Raw genomic sequence first — 19,310 nt, forward strand, 5'->3', positions numbered from 1 at the left:
CAGAGCCCTCAACCCTCCCGCTTGCGAACCGGGGGGTCGAGCGATTTTAGCACGACACGCCGGATCATGTCGGCATACTCACGGTATTCAGTTGCCCTTGCGTCGTACATTTCGGCGACCGCCGGCCGGCCGCTGCGGCGCCCGTCGGCGGCCATGCGCTGCACCAGCTCGGCGCGCTCCTCGATGATGCGCAGGGCGACCCGCAAGGCTTCGTCCACGCGCCCTTCCTGCTCCTTGGCGAGAATATCGGCGGTAAAGGCATGGCCGACCTGGCAGCGGAAGCGCATCGGTCGCGCGTCCTTGACCTCGGACAGCACTCCGCCGCACGCCGGACAGGTCAGCGCGACGGGATCGGCGAGCGACACGAGGTTATCACTGCCGATGCGCTCCCCGGCGGCGATCTGCACCTCGAGTCTGATCTCAGGGGGGATCGGCAAAACAGCCCCAGCCGGCTCTCTGGCCAATTCGGACAGCACGTCGCCCATGGTTGCGCCGGGCACGCAGAGGTCGACCGTCGTGGCCTCCATCGCCCGCAACGGCATTTCGTCGGAAATGGCATCCGCGGGATCCTGCACCACGGCCATTCCGCCACAGCGCTTGATGGCATTGAGACCGGCCGCACCGTCCGACAACAGGCCGCTGAGGAGCACGCCGATCACGCGCGGCCCATGATAAAGGGCCGCCGAGCGGAACAGGGCGTCGATCGCGGGACGGACCATGTTCTCGCGCGGCCCGCGGCCGAGGAAAACGTGATCTTGAGCGAGCAGCAGATGATGGTCGGGCGCGGCAATGTAGATTTGGCCCGGCTCGATTTTCATCCCGTTCTCGGCCTGCCGCACCGGAAGCTTGGCGGTACTGCTGGCGACCGTCGACAGGATGCCAATGCCCTGCGCAGGAATGTGCAGGACGATGAAGATGGCGGCCGGCAGATCTGCCGGAAGCCCGGCCAAGATCTGCTTCAATGGTTGGGTGGCGCCGGCCGAGCCGCCGATGACGATGATGTCGCGGTTGCTCATGGAACCCGCCTCTGATTGCGTCGTTTGCAATTTGCACCAAGGCGGGGCGCCGTCTTATGTTCCTGGGGCTGAAGCGAAGCTGGACGCCATGGCGAGATCCCCCACCCAGTCAGGTCAAGACATCCAATTAACGGGACGCCGCATTTTCGTTGTCGAGGACGAATATTTCCTCGCCGACGACATCGGCAAGGCATTCCGCGCGCTTGGCGCGGAGGTCGCCGGACCGGCCGGTGATCTCGAAGACGCACTCAAGATCCTGCACGATGGCGGCGTCTTGGATGCCGCAGTGCTCGACGTGAACATCCGCAATGATATGATCTTCCCCATCGCGCGCGAATTGAGGGCGCGTGGGGTGCCTTTCGTGTTCACCACCGGATATGACAAGATCACTGTCGGTCCGGAATTTCAGGACGTCCCGCTTCTCGAGAAGCCGATTGATGTGGTTGTCATGGCACAGAAGCTTGCTGCGCTCATGGCCGGCCCGAGCATTTGACACGCAACGAGGCGTGTTCCTTCGCCGCAATCACGAGATAGAAGGAACGATCGATGATCTATGCACCCGATACCGCCGTCGACAAGCAGTTGCTGAGCCATTCTCGCGAGCTGGTTCGCGAGGCCATGGCGCTGCTCCGCAGCAGCGACCACCTCGTGAGCGCGCAGCGCTTACGTGACGAGTTGGAGCAGGAGCGCGGCAAGCCGACGCCTCGTGACCGCCAGAGGGCCGGCCGCGACCACTGACTTTGGCGAATTGCGTGTAATCGACGGTCAGAGCAGATGCGCAAAGGCGAGCCAGGCGGTCACCGCCAGGCACAGGAGAACTGCGGCGTAAGGTAGCGCGACGCGCAAGGCTAGCCTCCCCGCGTCAGCTCACCATCATCCAGACGATTGCCACCATCATCACGAGGAAACCCGTGATCGCGGTCGCGATAAAGGCCTGTTCGATGCGATCCATCGCCATTTCAGCCCCCGTATTGTTTCCAGCCGATACAATTTGGCCGTCTCGGGGGCGCTGCGCATTAGGCTATGTGAATCGGTATCCGCATTCTGTCATTTCGCCGCATTGAGACGTATTCGATCATGCAGATTGCAACGAGATCGCTTCACGATCTTGCGGTGCCCGGCTCGGCCATCTTACGATGCTGCTTGGCCAGCATCTCGTTCGGGGTGACGTTTGCGACCGTGGTCTGGATCTTGTTCTTCAGCCCGGTGACGATGTCGGCCTCCCCGCGCATCATCGCATCGAAGCCGGCCTTGGCGACGTCATATGCGCCATCTTTCGGTTCGGTGCCGACCTTGGTGTCCATCATGTCGGCGCGGCGGAAGAATTCGGTCTCGGTCGCGCCCGGCATCAGGCAGGTGACGGTGACGCCGCTGTCGCGCAGCTCCTCTCGGAGCGCGAACGAGAATGAATCGAGGAAAGCCTTCGAGGCATTGTACACGGCCTGGAAACTGCCGGGCGTGAAGCCGGCGATCGAGCCCGTGATCAGGATGCGGCCCGCATTGCGGCGGAGCATCTCGTTGCCGGCGCGATGGATCAGATAGAGCGTGCCGGTGATGTTGGTGTCGACGAGATGCCGGATGCGCTGGAAATCCTGATCGAGAAACGCCTTGCCGAGGCCGATGCCGGCATTGGCGAGCAGCGCCTCGATCGGCCGGTCGCCGACCGCGGCGCAGAGCTTGTCGACGCCTTCAGTGGTGGCAAGATCGGCCTCGACCGCCTCAACGCTGACGCCGATTCGGCGCAGATCGACCGCCACCCTCTCGATTTGCGGCTCGTCGGCCGCGATGACGAGGTTGAAACCTGCCTGGGCGCAGCAGCGTGCGAGTTCCAGGCCGATGCCGGTGGAAGCACCGGTGACGACGGCGAGCTGATTGGCGGGCATGGTTGTATCCTCGCGATTGAGATGATGACGCCCAATCGCTGCCCTGCTCTCTCGTTCCTAATCGCCATCCGGTGCAGTGCGAAGAATTTGCGCGCGCCGATAGCAACCATCGTTCATTCCTGGACTTAGATGGCACGTGGTTGAGCCCGGAGGACGAAGATGAAGGCGCTGGTTTGGCACGGCAAGGAGGACATCAGGTGCGACACCGTCACCGATCCTGAAATCCAGGATCCCCGCGATGCCATCATCAAGGTCACCAGCTGCGCCATCTGCGGATCCGACCTCCACCTCTTTCATAACTTCATCCCGGGCATGCTGCCCGGTGACATCATGGGCCACGAGACCATGGGCGAAGTGGTCGAGGTCGGCTCCGGCGTCAATGGCAAGCTGAAGAAGGGCGACCGCGTGGTCGTACCCTTCACGATCATTTGCGGCGAATGCGACCAGTGCAAGCGCGGCAACTTTTCCGTGTGTGAGACCACCAACCGCAAGCGGCATCTCGCAGACAAGGTGTTTGGGCACACGACCGCCGGCCTGTTCGGCTACACGCATCTGACCGGCGGCTATCCCGGCGGCCAGGCCGAATATCTGCGCGTGCCCTATGCCGATGCGACGCACATCAAGGTGCCTCCCGGGATTCCCGACGAGCAGTTGCTGTTCCTCAGCGACATCTTCCCGACCGGCTGGCAGGCCGCCGTGCAATGCGACATCGAGCCGACCGACACGGTCGCGATCTGGGGCTGCGGGCCCGTCGGACAGATGGCGATCCGCAGCGCCATCCTGCTCGGCGCCAACCAGGTGATCGCGATCGACTGCCTGCCCGAGCGGCTCAGCATGGCGGAAGCCGGCGGCGCCACAACGATCAATTTCGAGACTGAGAGCGTGCTCGAACGGCTGAAGGAGCTGACCGACGGCAAGGGACCCGAGAAGTGCATCGATTGCGTCGGCATGGAGGCGCACGTGATGGCCTCGCTGCCCGACACGCTGCTCGACCGCGCCAAGCAGATGGTGATGCTGGAAAGCGACCGGCCGCATGTGCTACGCGAGATGATCTATGTCTGCCGGCCCGGCGGCATCATCTCCGTGCCCGGCGTCTATAGCGGCCTCTCCGACATGCTGCCGATGGGCGCCTTCATGAACAAGGGCCTGACGATGCGCACGGGCCAGACCCACGTCAATCGCTGGACCGACGATTTGCTCCGCCGTATCGAGGAAGGCGAGATCGATCCGTCCTTCGTCATCACCCACACCGTCCCGCTCGAGCAGGGACCCGAAATGTACCAGGTGTTTCGCGACAAGCGCGATTCCTGCGTCAAGGTCGTGCTGAGGCCCTGAAGGAGCAAGCTATGTTTCATTTCTCCAACATCGTGCGCACCAAGGGTGATCCGAAAATCGTCGAGGGCGGGCCGAGCCTGAAGCGGCCGGAAGACCAGCTCGCACGTGGGCTGGGCTGGTTCAGCATCGGTCTCGGCATGGTCGAGCTGTTCGCGCCGCGACGCGTCACGGAGACGCTGGGCATGGAAGGCCGCGAGACGCTGGTCCGCACCTTCGGCGTGCGCGAGATCATGGCCGGGATCATGTCGCTCTCGGTCGAGAAGAATGCCGGCCTGTGGGCCCGCGTCGGCGGCGACGGCCTCGATGCCGCCGCGCTGCTCTCGGGGTTGACGGCCGACAACCCCAAGAAAGGCAATATCGCGCTGGCGCTGCTGATGGTCGGCGGCATCGCCATGCTCGACTATCGCGCCGCGCAGGACACGAAGCCGCGGCGTCCGCCGCGCGATGCCCGACGCAAGCTCTATCCGACCCGCAGCGGCTTTCCCAAGGGGATCGAGAGCGCCCGGGCCGCGGCAAGGCAGATCGCAGCGCACGCAACGAGCAACGAGGTGAAGCAAAACGATGAGCGTCGAGTCCCGTGACGAAGCTGCGTGGTGGCAATCCGCCGTCATCTACGAAATCGCGCTGATCTCCTTCCAGGACTCCAACGGCGACGGCAAGGGAGACCTTGCTGGGCTGATGTCGCGCATCGATTACCTGAAATGGCTCGGCATCGACGCGGTGTGGCTGACGCCGATCTACAAGAGCCCGTTCCGCGATCTCGGCTACGACATCTCCGACTATTGCTCCATCGATCCTGCCTTCGGCAGCCTCGATGCGTTCGATCGCCTGCTCGAAGCGCTGCATCGATCAGACATCCGCCTCATCCTCGACCTCGTTCCCAACCACACCGCCGACGATCACGCTTGGTTCGTCGAGAGCGCGAGCTCGCCCAACAGCGCCAAGGCCGACTGGTACATCTGGGCCGATGCGGCCGAGAACGGTGGCCCGCCCAACAATTGGTTGAGCCGCTTTGGCGGCAGCGCCTGGGAATGGTGCGAGGCGCGGCGGCAATATTACTATCATTCCTTCCTGGTCGAGCAGCCCGATCTCAACTGGCGCAATCCGGCCGTGCGCGCCGCGATCGCCGATACCATGCGCTTCTGGCTCGACCGCGGCGTCGACGGCTTCCGCGTCGATGCCAGCGCGGTCCTGATCAAGGACGCGCTGCTGCGCGACAATCCGCCGAACCCGCAAGCCGAAGGCAAGCCGCCGCCGCAACGCCACACGCCCGTCTTCACCGATGACCGGCCGGAGACGATGCACTGCATCGAGTTCATCCGCGAGGTGATCGACAGCTATCCCGGCCGGATGCTGTGCGGCGAGGTCCAGGGCAAGACCGATCGCATCGGACACTTCTACGGCAACGACCGGCCGCGCCTGCATTTGCCGCTCAATTTCGCCCTGCTCGACTCGCAATGGGATGCGCTGTCGCTGCAGGCGACGATCGATGCATATTTCAACGCCATTCCCGAACGCGCCTGGCCGGTCTGGGTGATCGGCGGCCACGACAAGCAGCGGATCGCGAGCAAGATCGGCGAGGCGCAGATGCGCATCTTGGCGATGCTGCTGATGACGCTGCGGGGAACGCCGTTCTTCTTCATGGGCGACGAGATCGGTCGCAAGCGCGTTCCTATTCCCTCTGACCGCGTCCGCGATCCCTTCGAGAAGCTCGTGCCGGGCTATGGCCTCTGCCGCGATCCCGAGCGCGCACCGATGCGCTGGGACGACAGCGATAATGGCGGCTTCACCAAGGGCGACCCATGGCTGCCGCTGGAGCCGCCCGATGGAGCGGCCAACGTCGCCGAACAACGGCGTGATGAGCGCTCGATCCTGGCGCTGTTTCGCGCGCTGATGGCGCTGCGGCGCGAGCATGCGTGTTTGCGCGAGGGCGGGTACGAGCCGCTGCGATCGCAGCATGACGTTCTCGCCTACAAGCGGATTGGCCGCGGCGGCGAGATGCTGATTGCGCTGAACATCGCGGCTGAACCGCGGAAATGGCACTGGCAAGGGCGCGGCCGCCTGCTGATGTCCACACATCTCGACCGAACGCCAGAGCCGCTGCCCGACGCGACCCTCCTGCTGCGCGGCAACGAAGGCGTGATCATTGTGCTAGAGCCTCGGTAATTGCGGAAGGAACCATCGGCGCCCGACGGAGTCTCATCCACCAAACCGCGCCCCGGCGCTCGCCCCTTCCAGGCGTCGGGGTCACAGCGTCGGCATGGAGACTGACCATGAGCAAGACGAAGGGATTACGCCAGCGGATCGTCGGCAAGGCGAAGCAGGCCGTCGGCGAGATTGTCGGCGACCAGGAGCTTCACGATGACGGCAAGGCCGAGGCGGAGCGCGGCCGCGAGGAGCAGGACAAGCCCAGCGAGCTCAACCCGCTGAAGAAGCTCAATCAGCTCACGTGAGCGATGGCGCGCGCGCCGCGCTTCCCGATGCTGGCCCGCGCACCGACAACGGCGCCGCCCCACCAGCCAAGCCCCGGCGACGCTCGCGCTGGATGGCCGCAGCCGCGCTCGGCCTGATCAGCAGCACCTTCTCCACCATCGTCAGTCAGCTCTTCGCCGCGCGCATCGGCCGCGATGCGGCGGTCGACTGGATGACGGTCGCCGCCATTCCCGCGCGCGATTGGGCCATCAGCGCCGAGCCGTCGTGGAGCGCGACGCTTGCCGGCATCGCCTTCCACCAATGGGCCGATTTTTCCTGGGCGCTGGTCTTCTTCGGCGTGCTCGGGCGCTGGACCGCCGATCTGCGGGCGCTGACGATCCTGCTGCTCGCGCTGCCCTGGGCGGTGTTCACCTCGAGCATCGAATGGTTCGTGCTGGTGCCGCTGTTTCCGTTCTGGCAACCGCTGTTCACGCTGCAGCAGCCCTACTGGATCGGACTGCTCGTGCACGCCTCATCCGCCGTGATGTATCCACTGTTCACGAGGCTGCGCTGGAGGCGCGGCGCCGCACCGGCGCGGGACATCCGTTTCACCAATGCATGGATCACCGGCGCGCTCGCCGCCATCGCGCTGGCCGGAACCGTCGCATTGTTCGGCAACCGCGGTTATGAACCGCGGTGGCTGGGCCACGACCGGGATGCCGACCAGACCTATATCCGCCAAATGACCGCGCATCACGTTCAGGGCCTCGAGCTGGCGCGCATCGGTGCGGAGCGCGCGCAGGATCCGCACCTTCGAAAGCTCGCGATGCTGATGATTGCGAGCCAGACCGGCGAGAACCGGATCTTCGAGAACTGGTGGCTGAGCTGGTTCGACACCGAGATGCCGGATTGCAGCACCGAGGAGCGCGCGACCATGCCGGGCATGCTGACGCCAGCCGAGATGCGGCAGATCAGAACCATCGCACCGGAGCGGTTCGACGCCGCCTTCGTCGACGCGATGACGCGCCATCACAAGGGTGCGGTCAAGATGGCCGACGGCATGTGGCGCGGCCGCGGCGATCTGCGTTTGCGCGTCATGGCTCACGCCATTCGTCATGAGCAGCAGGGCGAGATCGCCCTCATGCAAGGTGTTAGCGGCGTTGCCGCGGTCCGCGCCGCGGTCCGCAACATGCTGAGCGACAACGTCAACTGATCGATCGGCTATTCGCGCCAGAACTCCTCCAGCTCCTCGGCGGTCACGAGATCGACCTGGCCGTGAAAGCGGGTGCGGTACATCGTCATAAGCGCATCGTGCCCGACATCGGACGAGCTGCACAGTGCGTCCTCGACGATGACGATCCTGAAGCCGAGGTCGACCGCGCTCAGCACCGTCGAGAGTACGCAGACATCGGTCTCTGCGCCTGAGATCACAACCGTGCCGACCTTCTTCTCAATCAGCAGGCTCGCAAGTGCGGGATTGCTGAACGCAGAATACGCCGGCTTGTCGATCACAGCCGCCGGAGGAACGAACTTGTTCAGGGCCGGCACCAATTCGAGTGCGGCGGGCGCAAGCTGCCTGCGCGTCGCCTGTTGCCAGCGCTGGAAATAATGCTGCCACTGGCCTGGACGGTCTTCCGGATCCTGCGGGGTGATGAAGCGCGTGAAGATCGTTCTGATGGGATGGCAGGACACGATCGTCGCGATGGTCGGCAGCACCCGCTCCATCCAGGGCGTCGCCCAGAGTCCGCCGGGAGCAAAAATGTTCTGCATGTCGATGCAGAGGTGAACCGCATTCCTGATCTCGGCAACATCCGACGCGCTGTCTCTCATCGTCCTCCATCCAACTGCTTGAACCGCCCGCGGTCAGCCACAGGCGGCCTCCCCGACTGCAATGCGTCCCGGCGATGGCCGTTCCTCATCAAGCCATCGTCGGACCAGGGGCGCCTCGAATCGGAGGCCATTTCGCGCCGGGAAGAGAACGTCGCGCGCGGTCAGGACCGAACACGGCTGGCCCGTTCCAAGCGAGATAAAAAACTGAGGGATTTCAATGCCTATAAGGCTTGGTGCGCTCGGAGGGACTCGAACCCCCACGGTGTTACCCACTGCCACCTCAAGGCAGCGCGTCTACCAGTTCCGCCACGAGCGCTAGGAGATGCCGGCCTGAGGCTTGAAGGCTGGCCGGATCAGCGGCCGCCGATCTAACAAATCCATCAGGGGGATACAAGCCTGCAAAGACCCCGAATTCCACAAGCTTGGCAGGAAATCACACCCGCCCGGATCGGCCCTATCGGGAGCTCAGGTCTTGCCCGGGCTGCAACCGCGTACCCGGGTCGCTACCGCGTACCCGGCGAGCGCGGCAGCATCTGCTTGACCTCGACCGCGATGCGGTTGCGGTCGACCAGCACGACGCCTGAGGCGACCGGCAGATTGTTGGCCAAAACCTTGACCTCGTCGGCCTCCGTTGCGTCCAGCTCGATGATGGCGCCGCGGGAAAGACGTAATACTTGATGGATCGGCATGGTGGTCGTCCCGAGGACGACCATGAGATCCACGGTGACTTTATCGAGAGTGGGCACTGTCAGGACCGCCGCAACTAAGGGACTTAGCCAAGAGATTGAACCAAGAGACTTGGCATTTGCTCCCGTGATGATCACCACGTTATGGTTAGCCAATGGTTAATTCGCCTCAAAACCCCCGCCAAGACCTCGATTTGACGTCGTTTTCCGCCGCGGGCGGCGAGCCCGTCGAGTGGCGAATCTCCGACGCGCCGGTGCCCTATCCGGAGGCCGTCGCCGCCATGGAGGCCCGCGTCGCGGCGATCGCTGCGGGCGACGCCCCGGAGCTGGTCTGGCTGCTGGAACACCCCCCGCTCTACACATCAGGCACCTCGGGCAAGGAATCGGACCTGCTCGATGCCCGATTCCCGACCTTTGCGACCGGGCGCGGCGGGCAGCTGACCTATCACGGCCCCGGCCAGCGGGTGGTCTATGTCATGCTGGACCTCAAGCGCCGCCGGCCGGACGTGCGGGCCTATGTCGCGAGCCTGGAGGAGCTGATCCTGCGCACGCTGGCCGCCTTCAACGTCCGCGGCGAACGGCGCGAAGACCGGGTCGGCGTGTGGGTGAAGCGGCTCGACAAGGGCGCCGATCACGAGGACAAGATCGCGGCGATCGGCGTCCGCCTGAAGCGCTGGGTCTCGTTCCACGGCATCGCCATCAATGTCGAGCCGGAGCTGTCGCATTTCGCCGGCATCGTGCCCTGCGGCGTCGTCGATCCCCGCTACGGCGTCACCTCGCTGGTCGATCTCGGCCAGCTCGTCACCATGGCCGACGTCGATATCGCGCTCCGGCAGGCGTTCGAGGAGCTGTTCGGGCCGACCCGCGCGCTGTTGCCGGAAGCTGCGGTCTGACATTTCGGCGCCGTTCGGAGCGAGCCTTGCCACCGATTTAGGCCGCGGGTGAATTGCACCCGCGGCCTGCAACATCACGCCGCCTTCGGCGCAACCTCGAGCTTGCCGGCGATGTAGCGCCGCTCCTGGGTCAGGCCGCCAAAGCCGTAGGCGTCGCCCTTGACCTCGTCGACATGCAGATAGGTCTCGGGATGCAAGGGACCGAGGATCTCGGCCATGCGCTTGAACATGGCGGCGAGATAGGCTGCCTTCTCATCCTTGGTATTGGTGCCTTCGGTGACGTGGATGTCGATCCAGTAGCTCGCAAGTTGCTGCTCGGCGAGCGACTGGCCGCCGGCGAACCAGTCGCCAGCCTCGACCGACTTCACGATGATGGCGGTGACCTTTGGGTCCTTGTGCAGGATTTTTGCGGTGAGCTCGGACACGGCATTCGCGATGTCGGCCTTCAGCGAGGCGGACTGGCGGGAGGTGGTGTAGGACACGGTGATCAGGGGCATTGTCGTTCTCCTCGATATGCCGCGCAATGCGTGCGGCGTTGGGAAGAAACTAGACCTCCAGCCGTCATTTTGGTATCTTATCTCTCTTGATACCAGTGATAATGATTCATAATGACAGCAACGCTCGACATCACCACCGTCCAGGCATTCCTGCTGGTCGCCGACCTCCAGAGTTTCACCCGAGCCGCCGAAGCGCTCGGGGCGACGCAGGCTGCCGTCAGTCTCAAGCTGCAGCGGCTGGAGACATTGCTGGAGAAGCGCCTCGTCGAGCGCTCGCCGCGCGCGGTCCGCCTCACCGCCGATGGGGCCGCGTTCCTCGATCGCGCCCGCGCGCTGATGACGGCACACGATCTCGCGCTGTCGGGCGACGCGCCGGCCGCCCAGTCGCTCTCGCTCGGCATCTCCGATCACGCTGCTGGCCCGGAGCTGGTGCCCCTGCTCGAACGTCTGCATGCGATGGCCTCGAACCTGACCCTCGCCGTCACCATCGGCTTCTCGCGCGAAATGCAGGACGCCTATGATGCTGGTGACCTCGATGCGGTGATCGTTCGCCAGGAAGGCAGCCGCCGCGGCGGCGAGAAGCTGACTGAAGACGAATTCGGTTGGTTCGCAGCGCGACGCTTCACGCTGCCGAAGGGTGAAGCATTGCCGCTCGCGACGCTCGCCCCGCCCTGCGGCGTCCGCGCCGTAGCCGTGCGCGCGCTCGACAAGGCCGGCCTCGCCTGGCGCGAGCGCTTCGTCGGCGGCGGCGTCACGGCCGTGGTGGCGGCAGCGCTGGCCGGACTTGCAATCGCGCCGTTGGCGCGGCGGATCGCACCTCCGGGCTTGGTCGACATCGGCCCTGCCCACAAGCTGCCGAAACTCGGCAGCTCCAAAGTGATGCTGCATTCGAAGGTCAGCGATCCCGCCAAGCTTGCGGCGCTGCGTGCAGTGGCGGCAACGTTCCGAAGCGGAGTGGCTTGACGGCCCCTTACCTCACAAGATCGCCTCGAACGCGCTACGCAATGTCTCGTGCCTGAACACGAAGCCGCGGCTCAGCGCCTTGTTCGGCAGCACGCGCTGGCCGCCGAGCAGGAGCTCATCGGCAAAGCCGCCGCCGATCCGGCGCAACAAGCTGCCGGGAATGCGGAATATCGCGGGCCGATGCAGGCAGCGGCCGAGCTCCTCGGTGAATTTTGCGTTGGTCACGGGAATCGGCGCGGTGGCGTTGACGGGACCGCTGAGATCGGGCGTTGCCATCACATAGGCGATCAGCCGGATCAGATCGTCGCGCTCGATCCAGGACATCCACTGCCGCCCGGTGCCGAGAGGGCCGCCGAGCCCAAACTCGAACGGCGTCAGCATGCGCGTGATGAAGCCGCCCTCCGTGCCGAGCACGAGACCGATGCGCAAATAGACCACGCGGACACCGAGCTCCTCCGCCGGCCGCGCCGCCTTCTCCCAGGCTGCACACAGCTCATGGCTGAAGCAGGCATGCGATTTCGCCGATTCCGTCAGCACCTGGTCGGCCCACAATCCATACCAGCCGATCGCGGAGCCACTGACGAGCACCTCGGGCTTGCGGTCCAGCCGTGCGATCAGTTTCACGACCTCGCCGGTCATGTCGATGCGTGAGCCGATGATCCTTGCGCGCTTTTCCTCGGTCCACAAGCCGTTGCCGATCGGCTCACCGGCGAGGTTGACGATGGCACCGATCTGCGTGTCCGCGGCGAGCTGATCGAGGCTGGTGATCAGCGTCACGGGCGGCGGCAGCATCTCGGCTTTCGCCGGATTGCGGATGAGCGCGATGACGTCGTGCCCTGCCCCGCTGAGGCTCGCCGCCAGGCGGCTGCCGATGAAGCCGGTGGCCCCAGTGATCAGCACGGTCTTTCGACTGGCGAGCTTCTCGACGAGCCCGGTCGCGGCGATACTGCGCATGCGGCCGAGCCGGCGCATCGCCGCAAAGTCCCTGAGGCCGCACAGCGCAGCGCCAATCGCACAGGCGGTCGCGGCGATGCTGAGCAGGCCTTGATAGACGATGGTCGCGCCAAAGGGCTTCATCGCCCATCCGATCAGCACCGGCAGCAGCAGCACCAGGATGGCGCCGTAATTGATCGCGAGCAGCGTGTGATTGATCCGCTCGCTCGGGGGCAGCTTGCGGCTCAGATCCTCCTCGACGAAATCCATCAGCGTGATGACGATCTCGGCGACCAGCACCGCGACGATTAGGAGCGCCAGCACGCCGTAAACCTCTAGCCAGCCGAGGACGAGGAACAGCAGCGCATAGAGCATGTTGCGGATGCCGTGCAGCTTCAGCTCGAAGCGCTGCGACGGACGCCAGGCCAGGCGCTCGGTGAATTCATGATGATAGAAGGTGTCGAACACGCCCATCCCGATCTGAATGGCGATGAGCGTCCATAGCAGCGGCGTCATGACACGGCCTCCCTGAACAAGGCGGACTGATGGATCAGCGCGCCGTAACGCGGATGAATGACATCGAGGGTGAAGCGGAAGGCGCCCTCGCCGAGGTCGCGATGGGTCACCGTGAGATCGCCCGGCGTGAGCCAGGGCGGCAACGGGATCCAGAGGCGTCCGAGCTGCAAGCCATAACCGGCGCTGCGGAAGGTCAGCGTCTCGCCTTCGACCGCGATATGCAGCGCCATCGAGACGCCGCAGCCAACATATTCCTCGAGTCCGGTCGGGCCCGCGAAGCGTTTTGCCGAATGGATGACTTGAGGAAAGCCGCGTTTGCGCGCGCAGATCCGCGTCCAGGTCTGGCCGCCAGTCGCGCCGTCCTCGGTAACAGTCACGATCATCGGCACGCCGATGTCGCGACCGGTCGGCAGCGGCCCGCCGATCAGCCTTGCTGCTTGCGCAAACCACCAGCCGAGATTGCTGAATGCGACCTCGTCGACGATTCCGACATAGACGACGCTGTCGCCGTCGGCGACCCGCTTGGAAAAGCGCCGCCAGGTCGCGAGCGGCAGGCGCCCCCAATCCTCGTCCGACAGTAGCGCGCGAAAGCGGCGATCGTCGAAGAGTTTTGTGTGCGTGGAGGTCGATGCGCTGAAGCCTGATATTCGAGCCGACGTCATCGCACCCTCCTTGACGCTATTTGGCCTTGCCCAGCGGCAACAGGTTGGCGATCTTCTCGCCAAGCCGCATCAAGGCGACCAACCGCGGCCGCGGCACCTTCAGCATCTGCATGAACCAGTGGTCGGCGAGCTCGGTGAAGGCGAGCATCTCCTTCAGCCGCTTGCTCGCGACCGGACTGATGGTGGGATCGTCGGTAGCATCGGCCACGCAAGCACGAAGCGCCGTGATCGCCGGATCGATCTCCCGTTCCTTGCGGCGCGCCGCGATCCTGGCCGCGACCTCCCAGATGTCGGTCTCGGCTTCGTAGTGGTCGCGGCGGTCACCGAGGATCGGCACGCGCCGGATCAGATTCCAGGCAATCAACTCCTTCAGCGAGTTCGAGACATTGGAGCGCGCCATGCCGAGCGTGTCGGCGATGTCCTCAGCCGTCATCGGCGCTTCGGCCAGATAGAGCAGCCCGTGGATCTGGCTGACCGAGCGGTTGACGCCCCACTCGTCCCCCATGTCGCCCCAATGCAGAATGAAGCGTTCGATCGCGGCGGGTAGTTTCTTTCTTCCGGTTATTTCTGTCATAACAGAAATATCTGACGATACCGCCGTCATGTCAAGTGCGGCGGCCGAGTTGCGAGCGACATGCGATTGCCCAAAAATGTCCCCAGACGGGGAACTATCCGTCGTCTCCAGCGTTTGCTCCCGTCGAGGCGGGGTCCGGAATGGTTAAAAAGTCCAGTCAGCAGAGAGACTTGTTCGAGAGCGAACGCAGTTTCCGGCTGTTGGTTGAAGGGGTTGCGGACTACGCCCTCTACATGCTCGATCCCACCGGGACCATCACGAGCTGGAACATCGGCGGCGAGCGCATCAAGGGCTATTCGCCCGGGGAGATCCTCGGCCAGCACTTCTCCCGCTTCTACACCGAGACCGACCGCGCCAACGGAAAGCCCGCACGGGCCCTCGGCATTGCCCGCGAAAAGGGCCGCTACGAGGAGGAAGGCTGGCGGGTCCGCAAGGACGGCACGTTCTTCTGGGCGAGCGTGGTCATCGATCCGATCTACGAGGACGGCCAGCTGGTCGGCTTCGCCAAGATCACGCGCGACATCACCGAACGCCGCAACACGCAGCTCAAGCTCGAGGCGATGCAGAAGCAGCTCGCCGAATCCCAGAAGTTCGATGCGCTCGGCCAGCTCACCGGCGGGGTCGCCCATGACTTCAACAATCTGCTGATGATCATCAGCGGCAGCCTCCACATGCTGAAGCGAGGAGGCAACGACGAGGCCAAGCTTCAGCGCGCGATCTCGGCCATCGACACCGCCACCAAGCGCGGCGCGGCGTTGACCAACCAGCTCCTCACCTTCGCGCGGCGGCAGAGCGTCAACCCGCAGGCGATCGACTTCGCCGAGCGCATCACGGCGATCCGCGAGGTGCTCGATGCCGGCGTCGGCAGCTCCGTGCGCCTCGCCTTCGACATCAGCGGCGACCTCTGGCCGGTCAGAACCGACGTCTCCGAACTCGAGACCGCGCTACTCAACCTCGTCATCAATGCCCGCGACGCGATGCCCGACGGCGGCACGGTGACGATCGGCGCGCGCAACATCATGCTCGATGAGGCTCCCCTCGCCGGTGACTTCGTTGCGATCGATGTCGCCGATACCGGTCTCGGTATTCCCGGTGACGTCCTCGACAAGATCTTCGAGCCGTTCTTCACCACCAAGCCGATCGGAAAAGGCACCGGCCTCGGCCTCTCCCAGGTGCATGGCTTTGCCCATCAGGCCGGCGGCACGATCAAGGTCGCCAGCGAGCTCGGCAAGGGGACCACCTTCACCATCCTCCTGCCGCGCGCCGACAAGGCGCCGGCGCGCGAGACGGCCGGAGAGGCGTCGTTCCGCGGCAGCGGCACGGTACTGCTGGTCGAAGACAATCCCGACGTCGCATCCGTGAGCGTCGGCCTCTTGGAACAGCTCGGCTACAGCGTGCGCCGCGTGGCCGATGCCGAGGCCGCGTTGCTCGAGATCGAGAAGAACGGCGTCGACTTCGTGTTCTCGGACATCGTCATGCCCGGCAAGATGGACGGGCTCAGCCTCGCCCAGCACCTGCGCCAGATCCGCCCCGGCCTGCCCATCCTGCTCGCCACCGGCTACAGCGAGGTCGCCGCCGGCGTGCGCGGCGATTTCCCGATCCTGCGCAAACCCTACGAGATCCACGAGCTCAGCGAAGCCATCGCCAAGCTGCCAAGGTGATGGCTCTTCAGTTCACCCCTCACCCGCTACGGCGTAGCTAGACCGTCGGCAACACCGAGAACGCTTCCCCGGTCCGGCGCAAGTTCAGCTCATCGACACTCGCCGTCTCGCTCGTCACGCTGTCGACACGCGAGGACGGCGGGCCGTGGCGGCACAGTGCGACCATGTCGGCAACATGGTTCGGCGGGCCTGCGAACAGCGCTTCGACGCTGCCGTCGCGGCGGTTGCGGACCCAGCCTTCGAGGCTGCTCGCGGTCGCCTGGTATTCGACCCAGGCGCGGTAGCCGACACCCTGCACGCGGCCGCGGATCATGACCTGGAGGATCGCCCGGCTCATGTCTTCAGCCCGAGAAAATCGGCGCTACGCGCCCTCACGTCGGTCTCGCGCATGACGCGGTTCGTCAGCTCCGCCGATGCCAATCCCTTCAGCGCTTTCGGCGCCGTGCCTTCACGCAGCGCTTTCTGAGTCTCATAGACGGCCTGGATTGCAGCCGCGATCGGCGCATGGCCCTGGAGCGCGATGCGCACGCGTTGAGTCCTGAGATAGTCGAGCGCGTTCAGTTCGTCCGGCGCGCCGCCGAGCACGATTGGAAGGCGGGTGGCGGATGTGATGGCCTCGAGCTCCGCGCGCGACTTGATGCCGGTGAAGAACAGCGCATCGACACCGGTCGCCTCATAGGCCTGCGCACGGCGGATCGCATCCTCGACCGAAGTGGTCGCGGCAGCACCCGTACGCCCCATGACGACCAGCGAGGGATCGTTGCGGGCATCGAGCGCCGCCTTCATCTTGCCGACGCCTTCCTCGAGCGTGATCAGCTGCACCTTCGTCTCGCCGAACGCCGCCGGCAGCAGCGTGTCCTCGATGGTGAGGCCGGCGGCCCCCGCCGTCTCCAGCTCCTGCACCGTGCGCCGCACGTTCAGCGCATTGCCATAGCCGTGATCGGCATCGACCAGGACCGGAAGCGCCGAGGCGCGCGACATCCGGCGCATCTGCTCGGCAAGCTCGGTGAGCGTGATCAGCGTGACATCGGGATCGCCGAGCACGGCCAGCGAGGCCACCGATCCCCCGAACATGCCGAGCGGAAAGCCGAGATCCTCGGCAATGCGGATCGAGATGGCGTCGTAGACCGAGCCGGGATGGACGCAAGTTTCGCCCGACAGGATGGAGCGAAGTTTCTCGCGGCGGGAACGAAAGGCCATGGTGCTGTCTCAGTTAGGTCACGGAGGCCTCAGCATACTCCGTCATTGCGAGCGAAGCGACGCAATCCAGAAATGCATCCGCAGAGACAGACTTGGATTGCTTCGTCGCGAAGAGCTCCTCGCAATGACGGTGGTTGCGGGCAGAAAGCCCGCCCCACTCACACCTTTACGCAAACTCCAAAATCAGCGCGTCCACCGCGAGCGTCGCGCCGGCGCTGGCGTGGATCTTCTTCACCGTGCCGTCCTGCTCGGCGCGCAGCACGTTCTGCATCTTCATGGCTTCGACCACCGCAAGGGTCTCGCCGGCCTTGACCTCCTGCCCCTCGCTGACCGCGATCGAGACCACGAGGCCGGGCATCGGGCAAAGCAGCTTCTTGCCCGTGTCGGAGGCCGTCGTCACCGGCATCAAGCGGGCCGAGGCCGCTTCCGCCTCGGTCCAGACATAGACTGGCACCTCGACGCCCTGATGGGCGAGACGGATGCCGTTCGCGATGGGGCGGGTTTGCACGGCGACGAAATGGCCGTCGATGGTGCCCTGCCAGACCGGGTCGCCCGGCTTCCATGGCGACTGCAACAGATGCGCATTGCCGGCCTTGCCGTCGGCATCGATGAAGCGGATCGCGATCGCCTCGCCCTCGCGTGCGACCTCGAGCAGGATCTCCTGCCGGTCGAGCCAGACCGCGCGGCGGCGCTCGCGCTGCACGATTCGGCCGCCCATCTGGCCCGAAATCTGCCGCTTGCGTTCGCCGAGCACGTGATCGATTGCAGCGCCGACCGCGGCGATCCGCCGAGCGATCTCACCCTCGGGCACGCGCACCGCAAAGCCCTTGGGGAATTCCTCGGCGATGAAGCCGGTCGAGAGCCGGCCCTCGCGCCAGCGCGGATGATGCATCAGCGCGGACAGGAACGGGATGTTGTGCCTGATACCGTCAACGTAGAACGAGTCGAGCGCAGTCGCCTGCGCCTCGATCGCGGCGGCGCGCGACGGCGCATGCGTGACCAGCTTTGCAATCATCGGATCGTAATGGATCGAGATCTCGCCGCCCTCCTGCACGCCGGTGTCGTTGCGGATGGTGATGCCGTCCTGGCTGGCTTCCGCCGGCGGGCGATATTTCACCAGGCGCCCGATCGAGGGCAGGAAGTTGCGGAAGGGATCTTCCGCATAGAGGCGCGACTCCACCGCCCAGCCCGTCAGCGTGACGTCCTTCTGGCTGATGGCAAGCTTCTCGCCGGCGGCCACCCGGATCATCTGCTCGACGAGATCGATGCCGGTGACGAGCTCGGTCACGGGATGCTCGACCTGAAGACGGGTGTTCATCTCCAGGAAGTAAAAGCTCTTGTCCTGCCCTGCGACGAACTCGACGGTACCGGCGGAATCGTAGTTCACGGCCTTGGCCAGCGCGACGGCCTGCTCGCCCATCTTGCGGCGCGTTTCCTCATCGAGCAGCGGCGACGGCGCCTCTTCGATGACCTTCTGGTTGCGGCGCTGGATCGAGCATTCGCGCTCGCCGAGATAGATCACGTTGCCGTGCTTGTCCCCGAGCACCTGGATCTCGATATGGCGGGGATCGACGATGAACTTCTCGACGAAGACGCGGTCATCGCCGAACGAGGCCTTGGCCTCGGCCTTGGCGAGGTTGAAGCCTTCGGCGACCTCGGCCTTGGAATGGGCGATGCGCATGCCCTTGCCGCCGCCGCCGGCCGAGGCCTTGATCATGACGGGATAGCCGATCTCGTCGGCGATGCGGACCGCGTGCTTGTCATCCTCGATGACGCCGAGGTGGCCCGGCACGGTCGAGACCTTGGCCTTGGCCGCTGCCTTCTTGGATTCGATCTTGTCGCCCATCGCCGCGATCGCGCCCGGATTGGGGCCGATGAAGACGATGCCGGCCGCCTCCAGCGCGCGCGGAAACGCCTCGCGCTCTGACAGGAAGCCGTAGCCGGGATGCACGGCCTCGGCGCCCGTCTTGCGGCAGGCCTCGACGATCTTCTCGATCACCAGATAGCTCTCGGCCGCGGCGGGAGGGCCGATCAGCACGGCCTCGTCGGCCATCTCCACATGGAGGGCATCGCGGTCGGCTTCGGAATAGACTGCGACGGTCTGAATTCCCATGCGGCGAGCGGTCTTAATGACCCGGCAGGCGATTTCGCCGCGATTGGCGATCAGAATGCGTTTGAACATGCTTTTCTTGAGTCTCGACCTTGGGCGGGACCCTTCCCTGGCCGTTGGGGCCTTTGGGACGGGCCGT

The 19,310-nt window shown here is 64.9% G+C and carries 21 protein-coding genes and 1 tRNA gene; 10 read left to right on the top strand and 12 right to left on the bottom strand.

What is annotated here, in order from left to right:
* Positions 1-8: 8 nt before the first annotated feature.
* On the bottom strand, positions 9-1,016 hold the full coding sequence (locus BCCGELA001_RS22070; RefSeq protein ID WP_008548807.1) for a chemotaxis protein CheB: 1,008 nt from the start codon (positions 1,014-1,016) through the stop codon (positions 9-11).
* An 88-nt stretch (positions 1,017-1,104) separates the two neighbouring features.
* On the opposite strand from BCCGELA001_RS22070, the gene BCCGELA001_RS22075 reads away from it, so the two are divergent.
* Positions 1,105-1,509 (top strand): response regulator, encoded by a 405-nt coding sequence (locus BCCGELA001_RS22075; RefSeq protein WP_008548809.1) that lies wholly within the window; start codon positions 1,105-1,107, stop codon positions 1,507-1,509.
* 53 nt (positions 1,510-1,562) lie between these two features.
* Positions 1,563-1,754 carry a hypothetical protein gene (locus BCCGELA001_RS22080; RefSeq protein ID WP_008548811.1) on the top strand — a complete coding sequence of 64 codons (192 nt, stop codon included), beginning with the start codon at positions 1,563-1,565 and terminating at the stop codon, positions 1,752-1,754.
* 362 nt (positions 1,755-2,116) lie between these two features.
* On the opposite strand, the gene BCCGELA001_RS22085 is transcribed toward BCCGELA001_RS22080, so the two are convergent.
* Positions 2,117-2,899 (bottom strand): SDR family NAD(P)-dependent oxidoreductase, encoded by a 783-nt coding sequence (locus BCCGELA001_RS22085; protein ID WP_060736314.1) that lies wholly within the window; start codon positions 2,897-2,899, stop codon positions 2,117-2,119.
* Positions 2,900-3,058: 159 nt separating this feature from the next.
* On the opposite strand from BCCGELA001_RS22085, the gene BCCGELA001_RS22090 reads away from it, so the two are divergent.
* The 5 genes from BCCGELA001_RS22090 (at position 3,059) to BCCGELA001_RS22110 (ending at position 7,859) form a co-directional block, all read left to right on the top strand.
* Positions 3,059-4,234 (top strand): zinc-dependent alcohol dehydrogenase, encoded by a 1,176-nt coding sequence (locus BCCGELA001_RS22090; RefSeq protein ID WP_060736315.1) that lies wholly within the window; start codon positions 3,059-3,061, stop codon positions 4,232-4,234.
* A gap of 11 nt (positions 4,235-4,245) precedes the next feature.
* Complete coding sequence (locus BCCGELA001_RS22095; protein ID WP_008548837.1) at positions 4,246-4,815, top strand: hypothetical protein; 570 nt, start codon at positions 4,246-4,248, stop codon at positions 4,813-4,815.
* On the top strand, positions 4,796-6,400 hold the full coding sequence (locus BCCGELA001_RS22100; protein WP_008548838.1) for an alpha-amylase family glycosyl hydrolase: 1,605 nt from the start codon (positions 4,796-4,798) through the stop codon (positions 6,398-6,400). The genes BCCGELA001_RS22095 and BCCGELA001_RS22100 overlap by 20 nt, the downstream gene beginning before the upstream one ends.
* 107 nt (positions 6,401-6,507) lie before the next feature.
* Positions 6,508-6,687 carry a hypothetical protein gene (locus tag BCCGELA001_RS22105; protein WP_060736316.1) on the top strand — a complete coding sequence of 60 codons (180 nt, stop codon included), beginning with the start codon at positions 6,508-6,510 and terminating at the stop codon, positions 6,685-6,687.
* A 92-nt stretch (positions 6,688-6,779) separates the two neighbouring features.
* Positions 6,780-7,859 (top strand): DUF305 domain-containing protein, encoded by a 1,080-nt coding sequence (locus BCCGELA001_RS22110; protein WP_144441752.1) that lies wholly within the window; start codon positions 6,780-6,782, stop codon positions 7,857-7,859.
* An 8-nt stretch (positions 7,860-7,867) separates the two neighbouring features.
* On the opposite strand, the gene BCCGELA001_RS22115 is transcribed toward BCCGELA001_RS22110, so the two are convergent.
* From BCCGELA001_RS22115 to BCCGELA001_RS22125, 3 genes are all read right to left on the bottom strand, one after another.
* A complete protein-coding gene (locus BCCGELA001_RS22115; RefSeq protein WP_060736318.1) occupies positions 7,868-8,476 on the bottom strand; it encodes a cysteine hydrolase family protein in 609 nt (202 codons plus the stop codon).
* Between the two features lie 231 nt (positions 8,477-8,707).
* Positions 8,708-8,792: transfer RNA gene (locus tag BCCGELA001_RS22120), tRNA-Leu, on the bottom strand.
* 187 nt (positions 8,793-8,979) lie between these two features.
* Positions 8,980-9,222, bottom strand: coding sequence for a FliM/FliN family flagellar motor switch protein (locus tag BCCGELA001_RS22125; protein ID WP_018647371.1), 243 nt, complete (start codon positions 9,220-9,222; stop codon positions 8,980-8,982).
* Between the two features lie 95 nt (positions 9,223-9,317).
* Here BCCGELA001_RS22125 and lipB point away from each other — a divergent pair, with 95 nt between their 5' ends.
* Positions 9,318-10,055 carry a lipoyl(octanoyl) transferase LipB gene (gene lipB / locus BCCGELA001_RS22130; protein ID WP_060736319.1) on the top strand — a complete coding sequence of 246 codons (738 nt, stop codon included), beginning with the start codon at positions 9,318-9,320 and terminating at the stop codon, positions 10,053-10,055.
* 74 nt (positions 10,056-10,129) lie between these two features.
* On the opposite strand, the gene BCCGELA001_RS22135 is transcribed toward lipB, so the two are convergent.
* Positions 10,130-10,552, bottom strand: a complete 423-nt coding sequence (locus tag BCCGELA001_RS22135) for a tautomerase family protein (RefSeq protein ID WP_060736320.1) — start codon at positions 10,550-10,552, stop codon at positions 10,130-10,132.
* A gap of 111 nt (positions 10,553-10,663) precedes the next feature.
* On the opposite strand from BCCGELA001_RS22135, the gene BCCGELA001_RS22140 reads away from it, so the two are divergent.
* Entirely contained in the window at positions 10,664-11,515 is an 852-nt protein-coding gene (locus BCCGELA001_RS22140; RefSeq protein ID WP_060736321.1) for a LysR family transcriptional regulator, read from the top strand.
* A gap of 12 nt (positions 11,516-11,527) precedes the next feature.
* On the opposite strand, the gene BCCGELA001_RS22145 is transcribed toward BCCGELA001_RS22140, so the two are convergent.
* The 3 genes from BCCGELA001_RS22145 to BCCGELA001_RS22155 are packed head-to-tail and all read right to left on the bottom strand — an operon-like array spanning position 11,528 to position 14,200.
* Entirely contained in the window at positions 11,528-12,964 is a 1,437-nt protein-coding gene (locus BCCGELA001_RS22145; protein ID WP_060736322.1) for a TIGR01777 family oxidoreductase, read from the bottom strand.
* Positions 12,961-13,626 (bottom strand): DUF4166 domain-containing protein, encoded by a 666-nt coding sequence (locus BCCGELA001_RS22150; protein ID WP_060736323.1) that lies wholly within the window; start codon positions 13,624-13,626, stop codon positions 12,961-12,963. The genes BCCGELA001_RS22145 and BCCGELA001_RS22150 overlap by 4 nt, the downstream gene beginning before the upstream one ends.
* A gap of 16 nt (positions 13,627-13,642) precedes the next feature.
* Entirely contained in the window at positions 13,643-14,200 is a 558-nt protein-coding gene (locus BCCGELA001_RS22155; protein WP_008548849.1) for a GbsR/MarR family transcriptional regulator, read from the bottom strand.
* 140 nt (positions 14,201-14,340) lie between these two features.
* On the opposite strand from BCCGELA001_RS22155, the gene BCCGELA001_RS22160 reads away from it, so the two are divergent.
* On the top strand, positions 14,341-15,861 hold the full coding sequence (locus BCCGELA001_RS22160; RefSeq protein ID WP_060736324.1) for a PAS domain-containing sensor histidine kinase: 1,521 nt from the start codon (positions 14,341-14,343) through the stop codon (positions 15,859-15,861).
* Positions 15,862-15,898: 37 nt separating this feature from the next.
* On the opposite strand, the gene BCCGELA001_RS22165 is transcribed toward BCCGELA001_RS22160, so the two are convergent.
* From BCCGELA001_RS22165 to BCCGELA001_RS22175, 3 genes are all read right to left on the bottom strand, one after another.
* The gene (locus tag BCCGELA001_RS22165; protein WP_008548851.1) at positions 15,899-16,198 is read right to left on the bottom strand and encodes an acylphosphatase; all 300 of its coding nucleotides are present in this window, start codon (positions 16,196-16,198) and stop codon (positions 15,899-15,901) included.
* The gene (locus BCCGELA001_RS22170; protein WP_060736325.1) at positions 16,195-17,061 is read right to left on the bottom strand and encodes an isocitrate lyase/PEP mutase family protein; all 867 of its coding nucleotides are present in this window, start codon (positions 17,059-17,061) and stop codon (positions 16,195-16,197) included. Before BCCGELA001_RS22170 ends, BCCGELA001_RS22165 begins: the two co-directional genes overlap by 4 nt.
* A gap of 166 nt (positions 17,062-17,227) precedes the next feature.
* On the bottom strand, positions 17,228-19,243 hold the full coding sequence (locus BCCGELA001_RS22175; protein WP_008548860.1) for an acetyl-CoA carboxylase biotin carboxylase subunit: 2,016 nt from the start codon (positions 19,241-19,243) through the stop codon (positions 17,228-17,230).
* Positions 19,244-19,310: the final 67 nt, after the last annotated feature.

It is taken from the genome of Bradyrhizobium sp. CCGE-LA001 (assembly GCF_000296215.2).
GTDB lineage: Bacteria > Pseudomonadota > Alphaproteobacteria > Rhizobiales > Xanthobacteraceae > Bradyrhizobium.